Source organism: Streptomyces sp. NPDC052721, assembly GCF_040678315.1.
In the GTDB taxonomy this organism is placed as follows: domain Bacteria; phylum Actinomycetota; class Actinomycetes; order Streptomycetales; family Streptomycetaceae; genus Streptomyces.
On the sequence record NZ_JBFATL010000032.1, the window covers coordinates 14,253 to 31,258 of the forward strand.

The 17,006-nt window shown below is 72.1% G+C and carries 10 protein-coding genes; 4 read left to right on the forward strand and 6 right to left on the reverse strand.

What is annotated here, in order from left to right:
• Positions 1-58 precede the first annotated feature (58 nt).
• Positions 59-4,315 carry a HAMP domain-containing protein gene (locus AB0L21_RS27025; protein ID WP_365786943.1) on the reverse strand — a complete coding sequence of 1,419 codons (4,257 nt, stop codon included), beginning with the start codon at positions 4,313-4,315 and terminating at the stop codon, positions 59-61.
• Between the two features lie 265 nt (positions 4,316-4,580).
• The gene (locus AB0L21_RS27030; protein ID WP_365786945.1) at positions 4,581-6,296 is read right to left on the reverse strand and encodes a thiamine pyrophosphate-binding protein; all 1,716 of its coding nucleotides are present in this window, start codon (positions 6,294-6,296) and stop codon (positions 4,581-4,583) included.
• Between the two features lie 192 nt (positions 6,297-6,488).
• Here AB0L21_RS27030 and AB0L21_RS27035 point away from each other — a divergent pair, with 192 nt between their 5' ends.
• Genes AB0L21_RS27035 through nrfD form a run of 3 tightly spaced genes read left to right on the forward strand, consistent with a single transcriptional unit; the run spans position 6,489 to position 10,174 of the window.
• Positions 6,489-8,126 (forward strand): ubiquinol-cytochrome c reductase cytochrome b subunit, encoded by a 1,638-nt coding sequence (locus tag AB0L21_RS27035; protein ID WP_365787020.1) that lies wholly within the window; start codon positions 6,489-6,491, stop codon positions 8,124-8,126.
• A 15-nt stretch (positions 8,127-8,141) separates the two neighbouring features.
• Entirely contained in the window at positions 8,142-9,158 is a 1,017-nt protein-coding gene (locus tag AB0L21_RS27040) for a 4Fe-4S dicluster domain-containing protein (protein ID WP_365786947.1), read from the forward strand.
• Positions 9,155-10,174, forward strand: coding sequence for an NrfD/PsrC family molybdoenzyme membrane anchor subunit (nrfD, locus tag AB0L21_RS27045; RefSeq protein WP_365786949.1), 1,020 nt, complete (start codon positions 9,155-9,157; stop codon positions 10,172-10,174). Before AB0L21_RS27040 ends, nrfD begins: the two co-directional genes overlap by 4 nt.
• A 90-nt stretch (positions 10,175-10,264) precedes the next feature.
• On the opposite strand, the gene AB0L21_RS27050 is transcribed toward nrfD, so the two are convergent.
• The 4 genes from AB0L21_RS27050 to AB0L21_RS27065 are packed head-to-tail and all read right to left on the reverse strand — an operon-like array spanning position 10,265 to position 13,430.
• Complete coding sequence (locus AB0L21_RS27050) at positions 10,265-10,789, reverse strand: hypothetical protein (RefSeq protein ID WP_365786951.1); 525 nt, start codon at positions 10,787-10,789, stop codon at positions 10,265-10,267.
• 6 nt (positions 10,790-10,795) lie between these two features.
• Complete coding sequence (locus tag AB0L21_RS27055) at positions 10,796-11,155, reverse strand: hypothetical protein (RefSeq protein WP_365706648.1); 360 nt, start codon at positions 11,153-11,155, stop codon at positions 10,796-10,798.
• Positions 11,152-12,807 (reverse strand): cbb3-type cytochrome c oxidase subunit I, encoded by a 1,656-nt coding sequence (locus AB0L21_RS27060; protein ID WP_365786952.1) that lies wholly within the window; start codon positions 12,805-12,807, stop codon positions 11,152-11,154. The genes AB0L21_RS27055 and AB0L21_RS27060 overlap by 4 nt, the downstream gene beginning before the upstream one ends.
• A complete protein-coding gene (locus AB0L21_RS27065; protein ID WP_365786954.1) occupies positions 12,804-13,430 on the reverse strand; it encodes a cytochrome c oxidase subunit II in 627 nt (208 codons plus the stop codon). The genes AB0L21_RS27060 and AB0L21_RS27065 overlap by 4 nt, the downstream gene beginning before the upstream one ends.
• Before the next feature lie 271 nt (positions 13,431-13,701).
• Between AB0L21_RS27065 and fdh the strand changes: the two genes are divergently transcribed.
• Positions 13,702-16,962 (forward strand): formate dehydrogenase, encoded by a 3,261-nt coding sequence (fdh, locus tag AB0L21_RS27070; protein ID WP_365786956.1) that lies wholly within the window; start codon positions 13,702-13,704, stop codon positions 16,960-16,962.
• Positions 16,963-17,006 lie beyond the last annotated feature (44 nt).

The window sequence follows — 17,006 nt, forward strand, 5'->3', positions numbered from 1 at the left end:
ATCGGTACTCCTCGGCCTGCGGTGGGGCGGGCGCGCTGTGCCGTGCTCATGGCCGTGTTCATGCGGGGAGCCAGCGCCGGACACAGGCGATGAGGGCATGGGTGTCGACCGGTTTCGTGACGTAGTCGCTGGCGCCGGAGGCGAGGCTCTTCTCCCGGTCGCCCTGCATGGCCTTGGCGGTCACGGCGATGACCGGAAGGTCGGCGTACTGCGGCATCTTGCGGATCTCGGCGGTGGCGGTGTAGCCGTCCATCTCCGGCATCATCACGTCCATGAGGACGAGTTCGACGTCCGGGTTGTGCAGCAGTGTGTCGATGCCCTTGCGGCCGTTCTCCGCGTGCAGGACGCGGAAGCCGTGCAGTTCGAGGATGCCGCTGAGCGCGAACAGGTTCCGGGCGTCGTCGTCGACGACGAGGACGGTACGGCCACGGGTCTGCCCGTCGATCAGATGGGGTGCGGTGTGCTGGGCCTCGTCCCCGCGGACCAGGGTGAGCACCTCGCCGGGCTCCTCGGCGGACAGGTGCAGCGCGATCCGTTCGCGCAGCTCGTCCAGGCTGAACAGGTACTCCAGCGAACCGCCCGCGGTGTCCTCGGCGAGGGGCTCGCTGCGGTGCGGGCCGTGCACCAGCACCGGGACGCCGGTCAGGGCCGAGTCGGCGCGCAGCGCCTCCAGGAAGCGGGCCGACTCCCCGTCGGGCATGCCCAGTTCCACGACGACGCAGTGGCAGGGTTCGGCGGCGAGGGCACCGGCCGCTTCCTGGGCGCCGACCGCGGTGATGATGTCGACGGGCGTGCCGTCGCCGTCGGTGCGGCCGGTTTCCAGGTCCCGGACGACGCTCTCGGCGACGAGCGTCAGCAGACCGCGCGGGCGCTCCTCCACGACGAGCAGGCGGCGTGGCCGTTCCCGCCGCGCGAGGGTCGGCGGCCGCTGCTGGACGGGGCCGCCGGGCGCGTCCGTGCCCTCCTGCCCGGTCTCCGGGACGGAGCGGCCACTGTGCAGGAGTCCGTCGAAGTCCGGCCGGGCCACGGGCAGGAAGAGGGTGAAGGTGCTGCCCCTGCCGGGGGTGCTGTCCACGGTGACGGCGCCGCCGAGCAGGTGGGCGATCTCGCGGGTGATGGACAGGCCGAGCCCGGTGCCGCCGTACTTGCGGCTCGTGGTGCCGTCGGCCTGCTGGAACGCGCCGAAGATGGTCTCCAGTTGCTGTTCGGGGATGCCGATGCCGGTGTCCTTCACCCGGAAGGCGACGACCGCGCCGCCGCGTACGACGCCGTCGGGCACCTCGTCGTCGCCGACCGGTTCGACGCGCAGTTCGACGCCGCCCTGCTCGGTGAACTTGACCGCGTTGGACAGCAGGTTGCGCAGGATCTGCCGGAGCCGGGAGTCGTCGGTGAGCAGGTCGGCGGGGGCGCCGGGAGCCGTCGTGACGGTGAAGTCCAGGCTCTTCTGCGAGGTCATCGGGCGGAAGGTGGCCTCGACGTAGTCGATGAGCTGCCGCAGCGGGACCCGTTCGGGGCTGACGTCCATCTTGCCGGCCTCGACCTTGGACAGGTCCAGGATGTCGTTGATCAGCTGGAGCAGGTCGGAGCCGGCCGAGTGGATGATGCCGGCGTACTCGACCTGCTTCGGGGTGAGGTTGCGGGAGGGGTTCTGGGCCAGCAGCTGGGCGAGGATGAGCAGGCTGTTGAGCGGGGTGCGCAGCTCGTGGCTCATGTTCGCGAGGAACTCGGACTTGTACTTGGAGGCGAGCGACAGCTGCTGGGCGCGCGCCTCCAGTTCCTGCCGGGCCTGTTCGATCTGGAGGTTCTTCGCCTCGATGTCCCGGTTCTGCTCCGCCAGCAGCGAGGCCTTCTCCTCCAGTTCGGCGTTGGAGCGCTGCAGTTCCTCCTGCCGGGCCTGCAACTCGGCCGAGCGGGACTGCAGTTCGCTGGTCAGCCGCTGCGACTCCTGGAGCAGTTCGTCGGTGCGGGCGTTGGCGACGATGGTGTTGACGTTGACCCCGATGGTGTCCACCAGCTGCTGGAGGAAGTCCCGCTGGACGGGGGTGAACGGGGTGACGGAGGCCAGCTCGATGACGCCGAGGACCTGCTCCTCGAAGACGATGGGCAGCAGCAACAGCGCGGTCGGCTCGACCTGTCCGAGCCCGGAGGAGATGGTGACGTAGCCGGGCGGCAGCTCGTCCACGGCGATGGTACGGCGGCTGCGCGCGGCCTGGCCGACCAGGGAGCGGCCGAACGCGATGCGGACGGGCCGGGTGTCGTCCTCGGGCCGGCCGTAGGAGCCGACGAGCCGCAGCTCGGGCCCCACGTCGCCCTCCTCGGCGAGGTAGAAGGCGCCGTACTGGGCGGACACCTGCGGCACCAGCTCGTCCATGATGAGCTCGGCGACGACGGGCAGGTCGCGGTGGCCCTGCATGAGGCCGGAGATCCGGGCGAGGTTGGTCTTGAGCCAGTCCTGCTCCTGGTTGGCCCGGGTGGTCTCGCGCAGGGACTCCACCATGGAGTTGATGTTGTCCTTGAGGTCGGCGACCTCGCCGGAGGCGTCGACGGTGATGGAGCGGGTCAGGTCGCCCTCGGCGACGGCGCTGGCGACGTCGGCGATGGCGCGCACCTGACGGGTGAGGTTGCCGGCGAGTTCGTTGACGTTCTCGGTGAGCCGCTTCCAGGTGCCGGAGACGCCCTCGACCTCGGCCTGTCCGCCGAGCCGGCCCTCGGTGCCCACCTCACGGGCGACGCGGGTCACCTCGTCGGCGAAGGCGGAGAGCTGGTCGACCATCGTGTTGATGGTGGTCTTCAGTTCGAGGATCTCACCGCGGGCGTCGACGTCGATCTTCTTCGACAGGTCGCCCTTGGCCACGGCGGTGGTCACCAGCGCGATGTTGCGCACCTGGCCGGTGAGGTTGTTGGCCATGGAGTTGACGTTGTCGGTGAGGTCCTTCCAGGTGCCGGCCACATGGGGCACGTGCGCCTGACCGCCGAGGCGGCCCTCGGTGCCCACCTCGCGGGCCACCCGGGTCACCTCGTCGGCGAACGCCGACAGGGTGTCGACCATGGTGTTGATGACGTCGGCGAGGGCGGCGACCTCGCCCTTGGCCTCGACGGTGATCTTCTGGGAGAGATCGCCCTTGGCGACGGCGGTGGCGACCTGCGCGATGGAGCGGACCTGGCCGGTGAGGTTGGAGGCCATCACGTTGACGTTGTCGGTGAGGTCCTTCCAGGTGCCGGCGACCCCGCGCACCTGTGCCTGCCCGCCGAGCCGGCCCTCCGTACCGACCTCGCGGGCCACCCGGGTCACCTCGTCGGCGAACGCGGAGAGCTGGTCGACCATCGTGTTGATGGTGTTCTTCAGCTCCAGGATCTCGCCCCGCGCGTCCACCGTGATCTTCTGCGACAGATCACCCTGCGCCACCGCGGTGGCGACCTGGGCCACATTGCGCACCTGCGCCGTCAGGTTCCCGGCCATGAAGTTGACCGAGTCCGTCAGGTCCCGCCAGGTGCCCTTGACGCCCTTGACGTCCGCCTGACCGCCGAGCCGGCCCTCGGTGCCCACCTCACGGGCGACGCGGGTCACCTCGTCGGCGAACGCGGACAGCTGGTCCACCATCGTGTTGATGGTGCTCTTCAGCTCCAGGATCTCGCCCCGCGCATCCACCGTGATCTTCTGCGACAGATCACCCTGCGCCACCGCGGTCGTCACCTGGGCCACATTGCGCACCTGCGCCGTCAGGTTCCCCGCCATGAAATTGACCGAGTCCGTCAGGTCCCGCCAGACCCCGGCGACCCCGGGGACCTGGGCCTGACCGCCGAGCCGGCCCTCGGTGCCCACCTCACGGGCCACCCGCGTGACCTCGTCCGCGAACGCCGACAGCTGGTCGACCATCGTGTTGACGGTCTCCTTCAGCTGGAGGATCTCGCCGCGCGCGGGCACGTCGATCTTCTGGGACAGGTCTCCCTTGGCCACGGCGGTGGCGACCTGCGCGATGTCGCGCACCTGCGTGGTGAGGTTGCCCGCCATCGCGTTGACGGAGTCGGTCAGATCGGCCCAGGTGCCGGAGACGCCCGGCACCTCGGCCTGCCCGCCGAGGGTGCCCTCGGTGCCCACCTCGCGGGCCACCCGGGTGACTTCGGAGGTGAACACGGACAGCTGGTCGACCATGCCGTTGAAGACGGTCGCGATGTCGCCCATGAGCCCGGTGGAGTCGTCCGGCAGCCGGGTGCCGAAGTCCCCGTCGCGCACCGCGGTCAGTCCCGCGAGCAGCATTCTCAGTTCGTGGTCACCCGGGACAGCCTCGGTCGTCCCGGTCGCCTTGCCGGCCATGCGCACCCTCGATCCGCTCCCCAAGAGCCCCCGCGGCGAGGGCTCGGAACCGCGGCCGGGAGCACAGCGCCGTCCGGCCGTTGGTGTGTGCATTTCCGCAGTTCACGGATTTGCATGATGAGAAAAATACGCCGCAGGCTAACCCACCTTCACGGCCTCGGACAAAGCATTCGGCCAACCCTCGACGCCTCCGAAATCGACCGGTCCGTCACAGGTGTGAAGGCGCGTCGACCGGGTACTCGCACGAGTTTGGCCAAGAGTGCGCTCAGCCGGACACGCGCAGGAATTTCGTCAGGGGCATGCGGAGCGGGGCCGGGCGGGAGTCCTCCGCCGTGCTCACCCCGGCCGCCCAGTCCGGCGGGATCTCGCCGTCCACCACGAACTCCAGCAGCAGCGGTCCGCGTCCGGCGAGCACGTCGGCCCAGACGGAGCCGACGTGCCGGGGCCGGTCGCAGCGGACGGCGGGCAGTCCGGCGAGGCGCGCCCATTCGGCGTACGGCAGGGCGGGGACCTCGGCGGAGAGCGGGATCAGCGGGTCGCCGGCGGCGGCCCTTCGCTGCCAGGTGAGCCGGTTCAGATCGCCGTTGTTGAAGACGCAGAACACCAGCGGGGGCAGCCCGGCCAGCCGGTCGAGATGGCGGCGCACGGTGAGCAGTTCGTTCAGGCCGCCGCCCTGGAGGGCGCCGTCGCCGACGAGGGCGATCACCGGCCGGTCGGGGGCGGCGAACCGGGCGGCCACGGCGTAGGGGACGGCCGCGCCGGGCAGCCCGAGATGGCCGGACAGCAGGGACCGCATGCCGGGCCGGAGCCGGAGATGGCGGGTCCACCAGTCCAGTGAGGTACCCGAATCGGTGACGACGACGGCCCGGTCGGGCAGCCGTTCCGACAGCTCGGCGACGACCGAGCGGGGGTTCACCGACGTACCGAAGTAGCGGCGGGACCTGGCCGCCCCCTCGTCCCGCCAGGCACGCACCAGCTGCTCGACCCGGGTGCGCCAGGCTCGGTCGGCGGCGTGGCGCAGGAGCGGGGCGAGCGCTTCCAGACAGGCCGTGACATCGCCGGTCACCCGGACGGCAGGTGTCCCGCTGTCCAGCGGGCAGTCGTCCGGCTCCCGGTCCACCGTGACGATCCGGCACCGGCCGGGATCGGGGAGCAGGGCCGGGTCCAGGTCCTCGGCGCCGGCAAGCAGCAGCGTGTCGCACTCGCGCAGCAGGGTCGCGGCGGCCTCGCTGCCGAGCGGGCCCGCCACACCGGCCAGATACGGCAGGTCGTCGGGCAGCGCGTCCCGGGCCAGGGCCGTCGTGACGACACCGGCGCCCAGCAGCTGGGCCACAGCGACCACCCGGCCGGACGCCGGGCGGCCCGCGTTCCCCACGACGACGACGGTCTTCCCCGCGTCGTCCAGCGCGTCGGCCGCGCGCCGCAGGTCCTCCTCGGCGGGCGGTCGCAGGGGCGGCGGGACGAGACGGGCGGCGCCGGACGGCGTCCCGGGCGCCGGGGCGGCCAGGACGTGGCGGGGCACGACGAGGCTCGCCACTGCCCGGTCGGTGCGCGCGGCCCGCACCGCCCGGTGCAGGGCGTCGTCCATCAGCTCCGGCCCGGACACCTCCTCGCAGTACACGGAGACCTCCGCCAGATGGCGTACCGCGTGGCCGCCGACCTGCCGCGCCGCGGGGTCTGCGCCGACGAGGGCCAGCACCGGCACGCGGTCGGCCGCCGCGTCGTACAGCCCGCCCAGCAGGCGCAGCACCCCCGCCCCGGGCGGGGCGACACAGCAGCCGAGTCCGCCGGTGAGCTTGGCCTGCGCGCAGGCCATGAGCGCGGCGGACTCCTCGCCGCGCGCCTGCACGAAGTCGGGGGCCGCGGGCGCGCCGCGCAGGGCACCGATCAGCGGGTCCACCGCGAGTGCCGGTGTGCCGTACACCCGGTCCACCCCCATGCTCCGCAGCCGGGCGGCGACCGCCCCGGACACGTTCACCACGAAGGCCTCCTTCGAGCGCGGCGCCCACTCGTCCGGGCCACCGGGTAGCCGCGCGCCGGCCCCCGCAAACGAGGCCGCACGCTCCGCCGGACCGTTTCGGACGCGCGGGGCGGGGGCACCCGTGCCAGGCTCGGAGCAGAGCACCGAGAGTGAGGGTTCCAGCACGGGGCGGAGGGCGAGCACGCGGTGGCGGTGTCCGAGGAGCGGCGGCCGGCCCGGCAGGCGGGGCGTGGCGAGCGGTTGGTGACCGCGCTGGACCGGCGGCTGCCGGTCGCGTCCGCCGGCAAGGAGTTCCTCCGCAAGGCGTTCCCCGACCACTGGTCGTTCCTGCTCGGCGAAATGGCGCTGTACAGCCTGGTGCTGCTGGTGCTGACGGGCGTCTGGCTGACGTTCTTCTTCCACCCCGGCATGACGGAACGGCCGTACACCGGCTCGTACCTGCCGTTGCGCGGCACCCTCACCAGCGAGGCGTACGCGTCGGTGCTGCACATCAGCTTCGACGTGCGCGGCGGACTGCTGGTCCGGCAGCTGCACCACTGGGCGGCGCTGGTGTTCGTCGCGGCGATCGGCGTGCACCTGCTGCGGATCTTCTTCACCGGGGCGTTCCGGCGGCCCCGGGAGGTCAACTGGACCATCGGGGTGACGCTGTTCCTGCTCTCCCTGCTGGAGGGGTTCTGCGGCTACTCGCTCCCCGACGACCTGCTGTCCGGCACCGGTCTGCGCACCTCACAGGGCATCGTGCTGTCGATCCCCGTCATCGGCACGTACCTGTCGTTCTTCGTCTTCGGCGGCCAGTTCCCCGGGCACGAGATCGTCCCCCGGCTCTACGTGACCCACGTCCTGCTGGTGCCCGGCCTGCTGCTGGCGCTCGTCGCGACGCACCTGACGTTCGTCGTGTACCACAAGCACACCCAGTGGGCGAAGCCCGGCCGCACCAACCGCAATGTGATCGGCAAGCCCCTGGTCCCGCAGTACGCGGCGAAGTCCACGGGCCTGTTCTTCATCCTGTCGGGTGTGCTGGCGGCGATGGCGGCGCTGTTCCAGATCAACCCGGTGTGGAGCTTCGGCCCGTACCGCGCCGACCATGTCTCGCTGGACGCGCAGCCCGACTGGTACGTGGGCTATCTGGAGGGCGCGCTGCGGCTGATGCCGGGCTGGGGGACGGACTTCGCCGGACACACGATCGTCTGGGACGTGCTCCTGCCCGGTGTGGCGCTGCCCGCGGTGCTGTTCCTGGTCCTGTACGGCTATCCGTACTTCGAACGCTGGCTCACCGGCCCACGGCCCGAGCAGCACCTGTGCGACCGGCCGCGGAACCAGCCCACGCGCACAGGCCTGGGCGCGGCAGCCGTCTCGGCGTACGGCGTGCTGCTGCTGGCGGGCGGGCAGGACGTGCTGGCCTACCGGTTCTCCCTGGACGTGGAGCTGCTGGCCCGGATCTTCCGCACCGCGCTGTTCGTGGTGCCGTTCGGGACCTACCAGATCACCAAGCGGGCCTGCCTGGGGCTGCAGGCGGCCGACCGGCGCAGGATCCTGGAGGGTGGGGCGACCGGCGAGGTGCGGCGCACGGCGGGCGGCGGCTACGAGGAGGCGCACACCCTGCTGTCCCGGGAGGAGGCCTACCGCATCCTCGTGCGGGACACGCCCCGGCCGCGCGCCGAGGGCACGGAGGCCTGGCGCTGGTTCCACCGGCACCGGCTGCGCAACGCCCTCAGCCGCTGGTACTTCGCCAAGAGCGTGGAGATGCCGGCCACCGCCTGGGAGAAACGCCGGGTCGAGGTCGTGCGGGCCGCGCCGGGCGAGGTGTCCGGGCAGGGGCACGAGTCATGAGCGAGGAGGCACCGCATGAGCGACGGCGCTGAGGGCCACGGGAACCTCCTGTACGGGCCGCAGCCGGACGTGGCCGGGGCGGCCGGTTATCCGGACGCCCCGCCGCGGGTGGGCTTCTTCACCGACACCTCGGTGTGCATCGGCTGCAAGGCCTGCGAGGTCGCGTGCAAGGAGTGGAACGCCGTCCCGGAGGACGGGCTCCTGTGGACCGGCATGTCCTACGACAACACACAGGGCCTCGGCGCCGACACCTGGCGGCACGTGGCCTTCATCGAGCAGCGCAAGCCGCTCGCCGGGCAGGAACCGGGGGTCGCGCACGACGACGTGGACGTCTTCGCCGCCGCGTCCCGGCTCGGCACCGGCGCCGCCTCCCCGGGGCCGGGCGCCACCGCTCCCCCGCCGGACCGGGCTCCCGAGGGCGCGCCCGCCGGGGAGATCTCGCCCGTCTCCCCCGACGGGCGGACGGAGTTGCGCTGGCTGATGGCCTCCGACGTGTGCAAGCACTGCACGCACGCCGCATGCCTGGACGTGTGCCCGACGGGTTCGCTGTTCCGCACCGAGTTCGGCACGGTCGTCGTCCAGGAGGACATCTGCAACGGCTGCGGCTACTGCGTGCCCGCGTGCCCGTACGGCGTGATCGACCAGCGCGAGGACGACGGCCGGGTGTGGAAGTGCACGCTGTGCTACGACCGGCTCGGCGTCGGCATGGAACCGGCCTGCGCGAAGTCCTGCCCGACGGACTCCATCCAGTTCGGCCCGCTGGAGGAGCTGCGGGAGCGCGCGCAGGCCCGGGTGGCGCAGCTGCACGCGGCCGGCGTGACCGACGCCCGCCTGTACGGCGAGAGCCCGGACGACGGGGTCGGCGGCGACGGCGCTTTCTTCCTGCTGCTGGACGAGCCGGAGGTGTACGGCCTGCCCCCGGACCCGGTCGTCACCACCCGGGACCTGCCCGACATGTGGCGGCACGCGGCGCTGGCCGCCGTCTCGCTGGTCGCGCTCGCCGCCGGCAGCTTCGTGCGGAGGCCGCGATGAGCGAATCCGAGGGGACACGGGACGGTGTGCGGCACGCGCGGCCAGACCGCGAGGCACCGACGGGGGTGCGCGCGGGGCGGCGCCGGCGCCGGCGCGGGCGGGGCGAGCAGCCGATGGTGCCGGACGCCCAGTTCTCGTCGTACTACGGCAAGCCCGTCCTCAACAAGCCGACCTGGAAGCCGCTGGACATCGCCGGGTATCTGTACCTGGGCGGGATGGCGGGAGCCTCCTCGCTGCTGGCGGCGGGAGCCGGGGCAACCGGGCGGCCGGCCCTCGGCAGGGTGGCCAGGCTGGGCGCGGCCGGCGCCATCACGCTGTCGCTGGCGGCACTGGTGCACGACCTGGGGCGCCCGGCCAGGTTCCTGAACATGCTCCGGGTGTTCAAGCCCACCTCGCCGATGAGCGTCGGCTCCTGGATCCTGAGCGGGTACGCGCCGCTGACGCTGGCGGCCGCGGCGACCGAGGTGGCGGGCCGGTACCGGCTGGTGGGCTCGGCAGCCACCGCGGGCGCCGCCGTTCTCGGGCCGGCCGTGGCGACGTACACCGCGGTGCTGCTCTCGGACACGGCGGTGCCGTCCTGGCACGAGGGCTACCGGCAGCTGCCGTTCGTGTTCGCGGGTTCGGCGGCCACGTCGGCCGCCGGCCTCGCCCTGGTCGCGGCGCCCACCGCCGAGGCCGGACCGGCACGGCGGATGGCGGCGCTGGGAGCCGTGCTGGAACTGGGCACCTTCCAGGTGATGAAGCGGCGGATGGGGCTGACCGCGGAGCCCTTCGAGCAGGGCAAGCCGCATCGGCTGCTGCGCGCGTCGGAGGCCCTGACGGCGGGCGGAGCCGCCCTGGCCCTGCTCTCGGCCCGGGTGCGGGACCGGCGTCTGGCCGTCGCGGCGGGAGCGGCCCTCCTCAGCGGTTCGGCGGCGCTGCGTTTCGGCCTCTTCCACGCCGGGGTGGCCTCCGCGGAGGACCCCCGGTACACGGTCGTCCCACAGCGGGAGAGGCTCCGGGCGCGGGACCGCTGACGGCGTGCCGGGCGACCGGTCGGTCTGCGTTTCGCTGACGCCGAACACGAGGACGCGAGACGTCGAACACGAGGACGCGAGGGGCGTCCGTCACCGGGCGACGGGATCGCCTGCTCCCACGGGGGCGGTCCGGTCGGCCAGGGCCTCGCGTTCCTCGCGGTTCACCCACGACCAGGTGACCGCCACGGCCGTGATGCCGACCGGCAGCATGCCCACGATCATGGCGAGCCCGGCCGCGGTGTGGCCGGCGGCGACCATGCCGACCGCCGGCAGGTCGAGCAGCGGCGCGGCGAGGAACAGGTACAGGCAGCGCCCCGGGCCGTCCAGCCGGTGCCGGGTGCGGGCGACGGCCGGCAGCCAGAACAGGACCGCGGTCGCGAGCAGGACGGGTTCGGTGATCCGCGCCCCGCCGGGCGGTGCGATGCCCACGACATCGCCGAGGACGGCCCAGGCGTGCGTGAGGACCAGCAGGGGCAGGGCCAGGCCCGCGGGGACGCTGATCCGCTCCCAGAGCGGCGAGTGCGTGAGGCACCGGACGGCCGCCGGGACCACCGCGGCGACGAGGACGGCCGACCAGGCCATCGCCGCCACGGACGCGTGCGCCGCGTGCTCCATTGGCCCTCACTTCTCCCGTGCCGTCGTCCCGTGCACCGCGAGGGCGACGGACAGCATCAGCAGGGGCACGGCCACGACGAGCAGCCAGTGGCCGTAGATCAGGCAGAGCCCGACCAGCAGCAGGCCGATCGCGCCGGGGAGGACGCCCCCCGCGCCGCTGTCGGGCACCCGGTAGCGGACATGCTGGTCGGTCCTCGCGCGGGAGGACGCCAGGACGGCGAGGGCGAACAGTTCCAGGACGAGGACGGCGCCGCCCCAGAGCCAGTACGTCATCGCGTTCTCGCGGTAGATCGCCAGCACGACGAGGAGCAGGCCGTTCAGCGCGCCCCAGCCGGCGACCAGTACGGCGGACAGGTGCCGTTTCATGCGGTGCCCCCTCCTGTCGTGCGGTCCAGCAGCGGGGCGAAGCTCGTGACGGGCGGCAGGGGGCGGTCCGCGGGGAAGTTGAGGCGCGGCGGCGGCGAGGTGGTGGCCCACTCCAGGGTGTGGCCCTCCCACGGGTCGTCGCCGGCCGGCTCGGCACGGCCCAGATGGCGGCGGCGCAGCGTCCACAGGACGTTGACGGCGAACACCGTCATGCCCGCGGCGAGGAAGGCCGCGCCGATGCTGGCGAGCAGGTTCAGCAGGCCGAAGCCGTCGAACGTGGCGTAGGTGACGACCCGGCGCGGCATGCCGAGGTAGCCGAGGGCGAACATCGGCAGGAAGGTGAGGTTGGTGCCGACCACCAGCAGCCAGAAGTGCAGGCGGCCCATGCGTTCGTCCAGCAGGGTGCCGGTGACCTTCGGGAACCAGTAGTAGACGGCCGCGAACAGGCCGAAGGCGCTGCCCGCGAACAGCACGTAGTGCAGGTGCGCCACGACGAAGTAGCTGTCGGTGACGTGGTAGTCGATCACCGGGGTGCCGACCATGATGCCGGTGAGGCCGCCGATCAGGAACTGCGGGACGAAGGCGAGCGCGAACAGCATGGGGGTGCGCAGCCGCAGCCGGCCGCCCAGGATCGTGCCCAGCATGCCGAAGTACTCCACACCGGCGGGCACGAGCAGGGCGATGGAGGTCAGGGAGTAGTAGTCGTTGGCGGCCTGCCCGGTGGCGAACATGTGGTGGCCCCACACGCTCATCGACAGGGCGGCGAACACCAGCAGGGACAGGGCCGTGCCCCGGTAGCCGAAGAAGCGGCGGCCGGAGAACACCGCCAGCACCTCGGCGACGGCCGCCAGGTACGGGAAGAACATCACGTACACGACCGGATGGCCGTAGAACCAGAAGATGTGCTGGTAGCCGATGTTCCAGACGTTGGACGCGAAGACGTCCGGGTCGGCCCGGCCCACCCCGAGCAGCACCATCGCGGCCAGCAGCGCCGGGAAGGAACCGATCACCATCAGGCAGGTGGCGATCATCGACCAGCAGAAGACGGGCAGGCGCAGCATGGTCATGCCGCGGGTGCGGCGGCGCAGGACGGTCCACAGCACCGCCCAGCCCATCAGGATGCTGCCGGTCACGGCGAGGCAGACGCCCACGATCCACAGGTCGGGGCCGGTGCCCGGCGAGTGCACGCTGTCGGCCATGGGCGGGTACGAGAACCAGCCGTCGGCGTGCGCTCCGGTGGGCGTGGCGAAGCCGGCCAGCATGGTGAGCGCGCCGAGCACGTACAGCCAGTAGCCGAGGAGGGTCAGCCGGGGCAGGGCGATGCCGGGGGCGCCGATCTGCAGGGGCACCAGGTAGACGCCCATGCCGATGGCGAACGGCGTCATGACCGTGTAGATCATGCCTGAGCCGTGCATGGTGAACAGCTGGTTGTACAGGTGGGCGGCGAGGAAGGTCTCCTCGGGCTGCGCGAGCTGGGCGCGCATGAGCAGCGCGAAGACCCCGTCGACCAGCAGGAGGACCAGGGAGGTGCCGACGGTGAGCAGGCCGATGCGCTTGTGGTCGGTGGTGGAGATCCAGCCGAGCCAGCTGCCGGGCGGGACGGGCCGGCCGGCGTCGCCGCGCTGGGCCTCGGCGTGCGGAACGAACGTCATGCCGTGGCCGTCCCGCCGTGCGCCCAGCGGTCGTACTCCTCGCGGGAGACCGCCTTGATCCAGAAGTCCATGGTCCAGTGCCGCTGTCCGCAGAACTCGGCGCACCGGCCGCGCCAGCGGCCCGCCCGGTCCAGGGTGAGGGTGAAGGTGTTCACGTGGTCGGGGAAGGCGTCCATCTTGTAGCGCAGGCCGGGCACCCACAGGGAGTGGATGACGTCCCGTGAGGTGAGCCGCAGCTGCACGCTGCGGCCGGTCGGGACGACGAGGGTGGGCATGTCCTCGCCCTTGCAGGTGCCGGTGACGCGGCGATGGTCCGCGGACCGCGGATAGCGGAAGTCCCAGCACCACTGGAAGCCGGTGACGTCGACGCGCAGGGGTTCCGGGGCGGCGGCGGGGTGTTCCTCGTGGTTCTGCCAGGCCGTCCAGGCGACCAGGAAGACGGCGAAGGCGGCGAGGGCACCGACGTAGAAGGCCTCCACGCCGGGCCGCTCGGACCGCTCGGCCGTCCGGGCCCGCCGGCGCAGCAGCGACGAGGCCAGCACGGCGAGGACGACGAGGAACACACCGCCCGCGATGATGGCTTCCAGCGTGAACACAGTCCCGAAGACGTGCCGCTGCCTCATCGTGCGACCACCGTCGCCCCGCTGCCCTTGATCGTCACTGCGATCACTCCCGTCACTCGTTCGGGACCGTGATCACCCGGACATTACGGGCACCCTGTCCGGTCCGTCTGCCGACACACCGCAAGCGGCGGAGTCCCCCGGGACGCCGCACTCACACCTGCCGGATCCGTTTGGCCGGGCCCGGCGGGGGTACCCCGTCGCCGGTCACGGCCGGAGATGCCGTGATCGCGAGGCTGCGGGACAATCGGGGGACCGAGCGGGAGGAGGAGTCGTGGGCGTGCGTACCTGGATCGGCTCGTGGCCCGTCTACCGCCAGCTCACCGGCACGGACCCGCTCGGCCGCGGCGCCGCCGCGAAGAGCGGTCACAGCGCACGGCTCACCCCCCGGGTCGCCTCGGCCGAGCGGGTGGTCAAGTCCGTCTGCCCGTACTGCGCGGTCGGCTGCGGCCAGAACGTGTACGTGCAGGACGAGAAGGTCACCCAGATCGAGGGCGACCCGGACTCCCCGATCTCCCGCGGACGGCTGTGCCCCAAGGGCGCGGCCAGCCTCCAGCTGACCACGGGCGAGGCTCGCGAGCACCAGGTGCTCTACCGGCGCCCGTACGGCACCGAGTGGGAGCGGCTGGACCTGGACACGGCGATGGACATGATCGCCGACCGGGTGATCGCGGCGCGCCGGGACGGCTGGCAGTGGGAGGTCGACCAGACCCGCACCCGGCGCACCCTGGGCATCGCCAGCCTCGGCGGGGCGACGCTCGACAACGAAGAGAACTACCTGCTGAAGAAGCTGTTCACCGCGCTCGGAGCGATCCAGATCGAGAACCAGGCGCGTGTTTGACACTCCTCCACCGTTCCCAGTCTGGGAACCTCGTTCGGACGCGGCGGCGCGACCACCTTCCAGCAGGACCTGCAGAACGCGGACTGCATCGTCATCGAGGGCTCGAACATGGCCGAGTGCCATCCGGTCGGGTTCCAGTGGGTGATGGAGGCGAAGGCGCGGGGCGCGAAGCTGATCCACGTCGATCCGCGGTTCACCCGCACCAGCGCGCTCGCCGACCTGCACGTACCGCTGCGCGCGGGCACGGACATCGCCTTCCTCGGCGGGATCATCAACTACGTGCTCCGGCAGGAGAAGTACTTCCGCGACTACATCGTGGCGTACAGCAACGCGCCGGTGATCCTGCGGGAGGACTTCCGGGACACCGAGGACCTGGCGGGCGTCTTCTCCGGCCTCGACACCGACACCCGTTCGTATGACAACCACAGCTGGCAGTACGAGGGCTCCGAGGTGCAGGCGGCCTCCGGCGAGCGCGACCAGGAGTACGACGAGCGCACCGGCGGCGGCAGCTCGGTGTCCGAGGCGGCGCGCGGTGAGGCGCACGGCTCCGGTGGTGCGGTGATCGGGGAGGGCGAGCCGGAGCGGGACGAGACGCTGTCCCATCCGCGCTGTGTGTTCCAGGTGCTGAAGCGGCACTACGCCCGCTACACCCCGGAGAGGGTGGAGCAGGTCTGCGGGGTGCCGCAGGACCTGTTCCGGCAGGTGTGCGAACTCGTCACGGAGAACTCCGGACGCGACCGGACCACCGCGTTCGCCTACGCGGTCGGCTGGACCCAGCACACGGTGGGCGTGCAGTACATCCGGGCGGCCTGCGTGCTGCAGACCCTGCTCGGCAACATCGGCCGGCCCGGCGGCGGCATCCTGGCCCTGCGCGGACACGCCTCCATCCAGGGCTCGACGGACATCCCGACGCTGTTCAACCTGCTGCCCGGCTACATCCCGATGCCGCACGCCCACCAGAATCAGGACCTGGACGCCTTCGTGGAGGCCGAGGCCGCGCACAAGGGCTACTGGGGCAACATGCGGGCGTACCTGGTGAGCCTGCTCAAGGCGTACTGGGGTGACGCGGCGACGGCGGAGAACGACTTCTGCTTCGACTACCTGCCCCGGCTCACCGGCTCCCACTCGACGTACGAGACGACGATGGCCCAGCTGGAGGGCGTCTGCAAGGGCTACTTCCTCATCGGCGAGAACCCGGCCGTGGGCAACGCCAACTCCAAGCTGATGCGGCTCGGCATGGCCAACCTGGACTGGCTGGTCGTCCGGGACTTCTCGCTCATCGAGTCGGCGACCTGGTGGAAGGACGGCCCCGAGATCGAGACCGGCGAGCTGCGCACGGAGGACGTCCGCACCGAGGTGTTCTTCCTGCCGGCCGCCGCGCACACCGAGAAGGACGGCAGCTTCACCAACACCCAGCGGCTGCTCCAGTGGCACCACCAGGCGGTCGAGCCGGCCGGCGAGGCGCGCAGCGACCTGTGGTTCGCCTACCACCTGGGGCGGATCATCCGGCGGAAGCTCTCCGGGTCCGGCGACGAGATGGACCGGCCGGTCCTCGACCTGGCCTGGGACTACCCGACGAAGGGCCGGCACGCCGAACCGGACGCGGAAGCCGTCCTCGCCGAGATCAACGGCCATGACGCCGAGGGCAATCCGCTCTCCTCCTACGAGCAGCTGAAACCGGACGGCTCGACGGTCTGCGGCTGCTGGATCTACTGCGGTGTGTACGCCGACGGCGTCAACCAGGCGGCCCGCCGCAAGCCGGGCCGGGAGCAGGACTGGGTGGCGGCCGAGTGGGCGTGGGCCTGGCCGGCCAACCGGCGGATCCTGTACAACCGCGCCTCCGCCGACCCCCGGGGCAGGCCGTGGAGCGAACGGAAGGCGCTGGTGTGGTGGGACCCGGAGCGGGGCGAGTGGACCGGGCACGACGTTCCCGACTTCAAGAAGGACAAGGCGCCGGACCACGAGCCGCCCGAGGACGCGACCGGGCCGCAGGCCCTGTCCGGCACGGACCCGTTCATCATGCAGGCCGACGGCAAGGCCTGGCTGTACGTGCCGTCCGGACTGACCGACGGACCGCTGCCCACCCACTACGAGCCGCAGGACTCCCCGTTCCGGAACCTGCTCTACGACCAGCAGCGCAATCCGGTACGGCAGTTGCTGCCGCCGCACCCGGACAACCGCTACCAGCCGAGCGGCGACGAGCCCGGCTCCGGCGTGTTCCCGTACGTGGCCACCACCTACCGGCTCACGGAGCACCACACGGCGGGCGGCATGTCCCGCTGGCAGCCGTACCTCGCGGAACTCCAGCCGGAGTTCTTCTGCGAGGTGTCCCCGGAGCTGGCCGCCGAGCGGGGCCTGGCGCACGCCGGCTGGGCGACGATCGTCAGCGCGCGGGCCGTGATCGAGGCGCGGGTGCTGGTCACCGACCGGATGGCCCCGCTGACCGTGCACGGCCGCCGGCTGCACCAGGTGGGACTGCCGTACCACTGGGGTCCCAACGGCTACAGCACCGGGGACGCGGCCAACGAGCTGCTGCACCTGTCCCTGGACCCGAACACGCACATCCAGGAGACGAAGGCGTTCGCCGTCGACATCCGCCCGGGCCGGCGGCCCCGGGGTCCGGCGGCCCTGGCGCTGGTGCGGGCCTACCGGATCCGGGCGGGCATCGACGAGCACACGGGCACGGAGCCGTGAGCGGTTGAGCGGTGAGCGGTTGAGCGGTGAGCGGTTGAGCGGTC

Coding starts and splice junctions, on each gene's coding strand:
- AB0L21_RS27025 (WP_365786943.1), bottom strand. CDS start 4,315: ATGGCCGGCAAGGCGACCGGGACGACCGAGGCTGTCCCGGGTGACCAC.
- AB0L21_RS27040 (WP_365786947.1), top strand. CDS start 8,142: ATGAGCGACGGCGCTGAGGGCCACGGGAACCTCCTGTACGGGCCGCAG.
- nrfD (WP_365786949.1), top strand. CDS start 9,155: ATGAGCGAATCCGAGGGGACACGGGACGGTGTGCGGCACGCGCGGCCA.
- AB0L21_RS27050 (WP_365786951.1), bottom strand. CDS start 10,789: ATGGAGCACGCGGCGCACGCGTCCGTGGCGGCGATGGCCTGGTCGGCC.
- AB0L21_RS27055 (WP_365706648.1), bottom strand. CDS start 11,155: ATGAAACGGCACCTGTCCGCCGTACTGGTCGCCGGCTGGGGCGCGCTG.
- AB0L21_RS27060 (WP_365786952.1), bottom strand. CDS start 12,807: ATGACGTTCGTTCCGCACGCCGAGGCCCAGCGCGGCGACGCCGGCCGG.
- AB0L21_RS27065 (WP_365786954.1), bottom strand. CDS start 13,430: ATGAGGCAGCGGCACGTCTTCGGGACTGTGTTCACGCTGGAAGCCATC.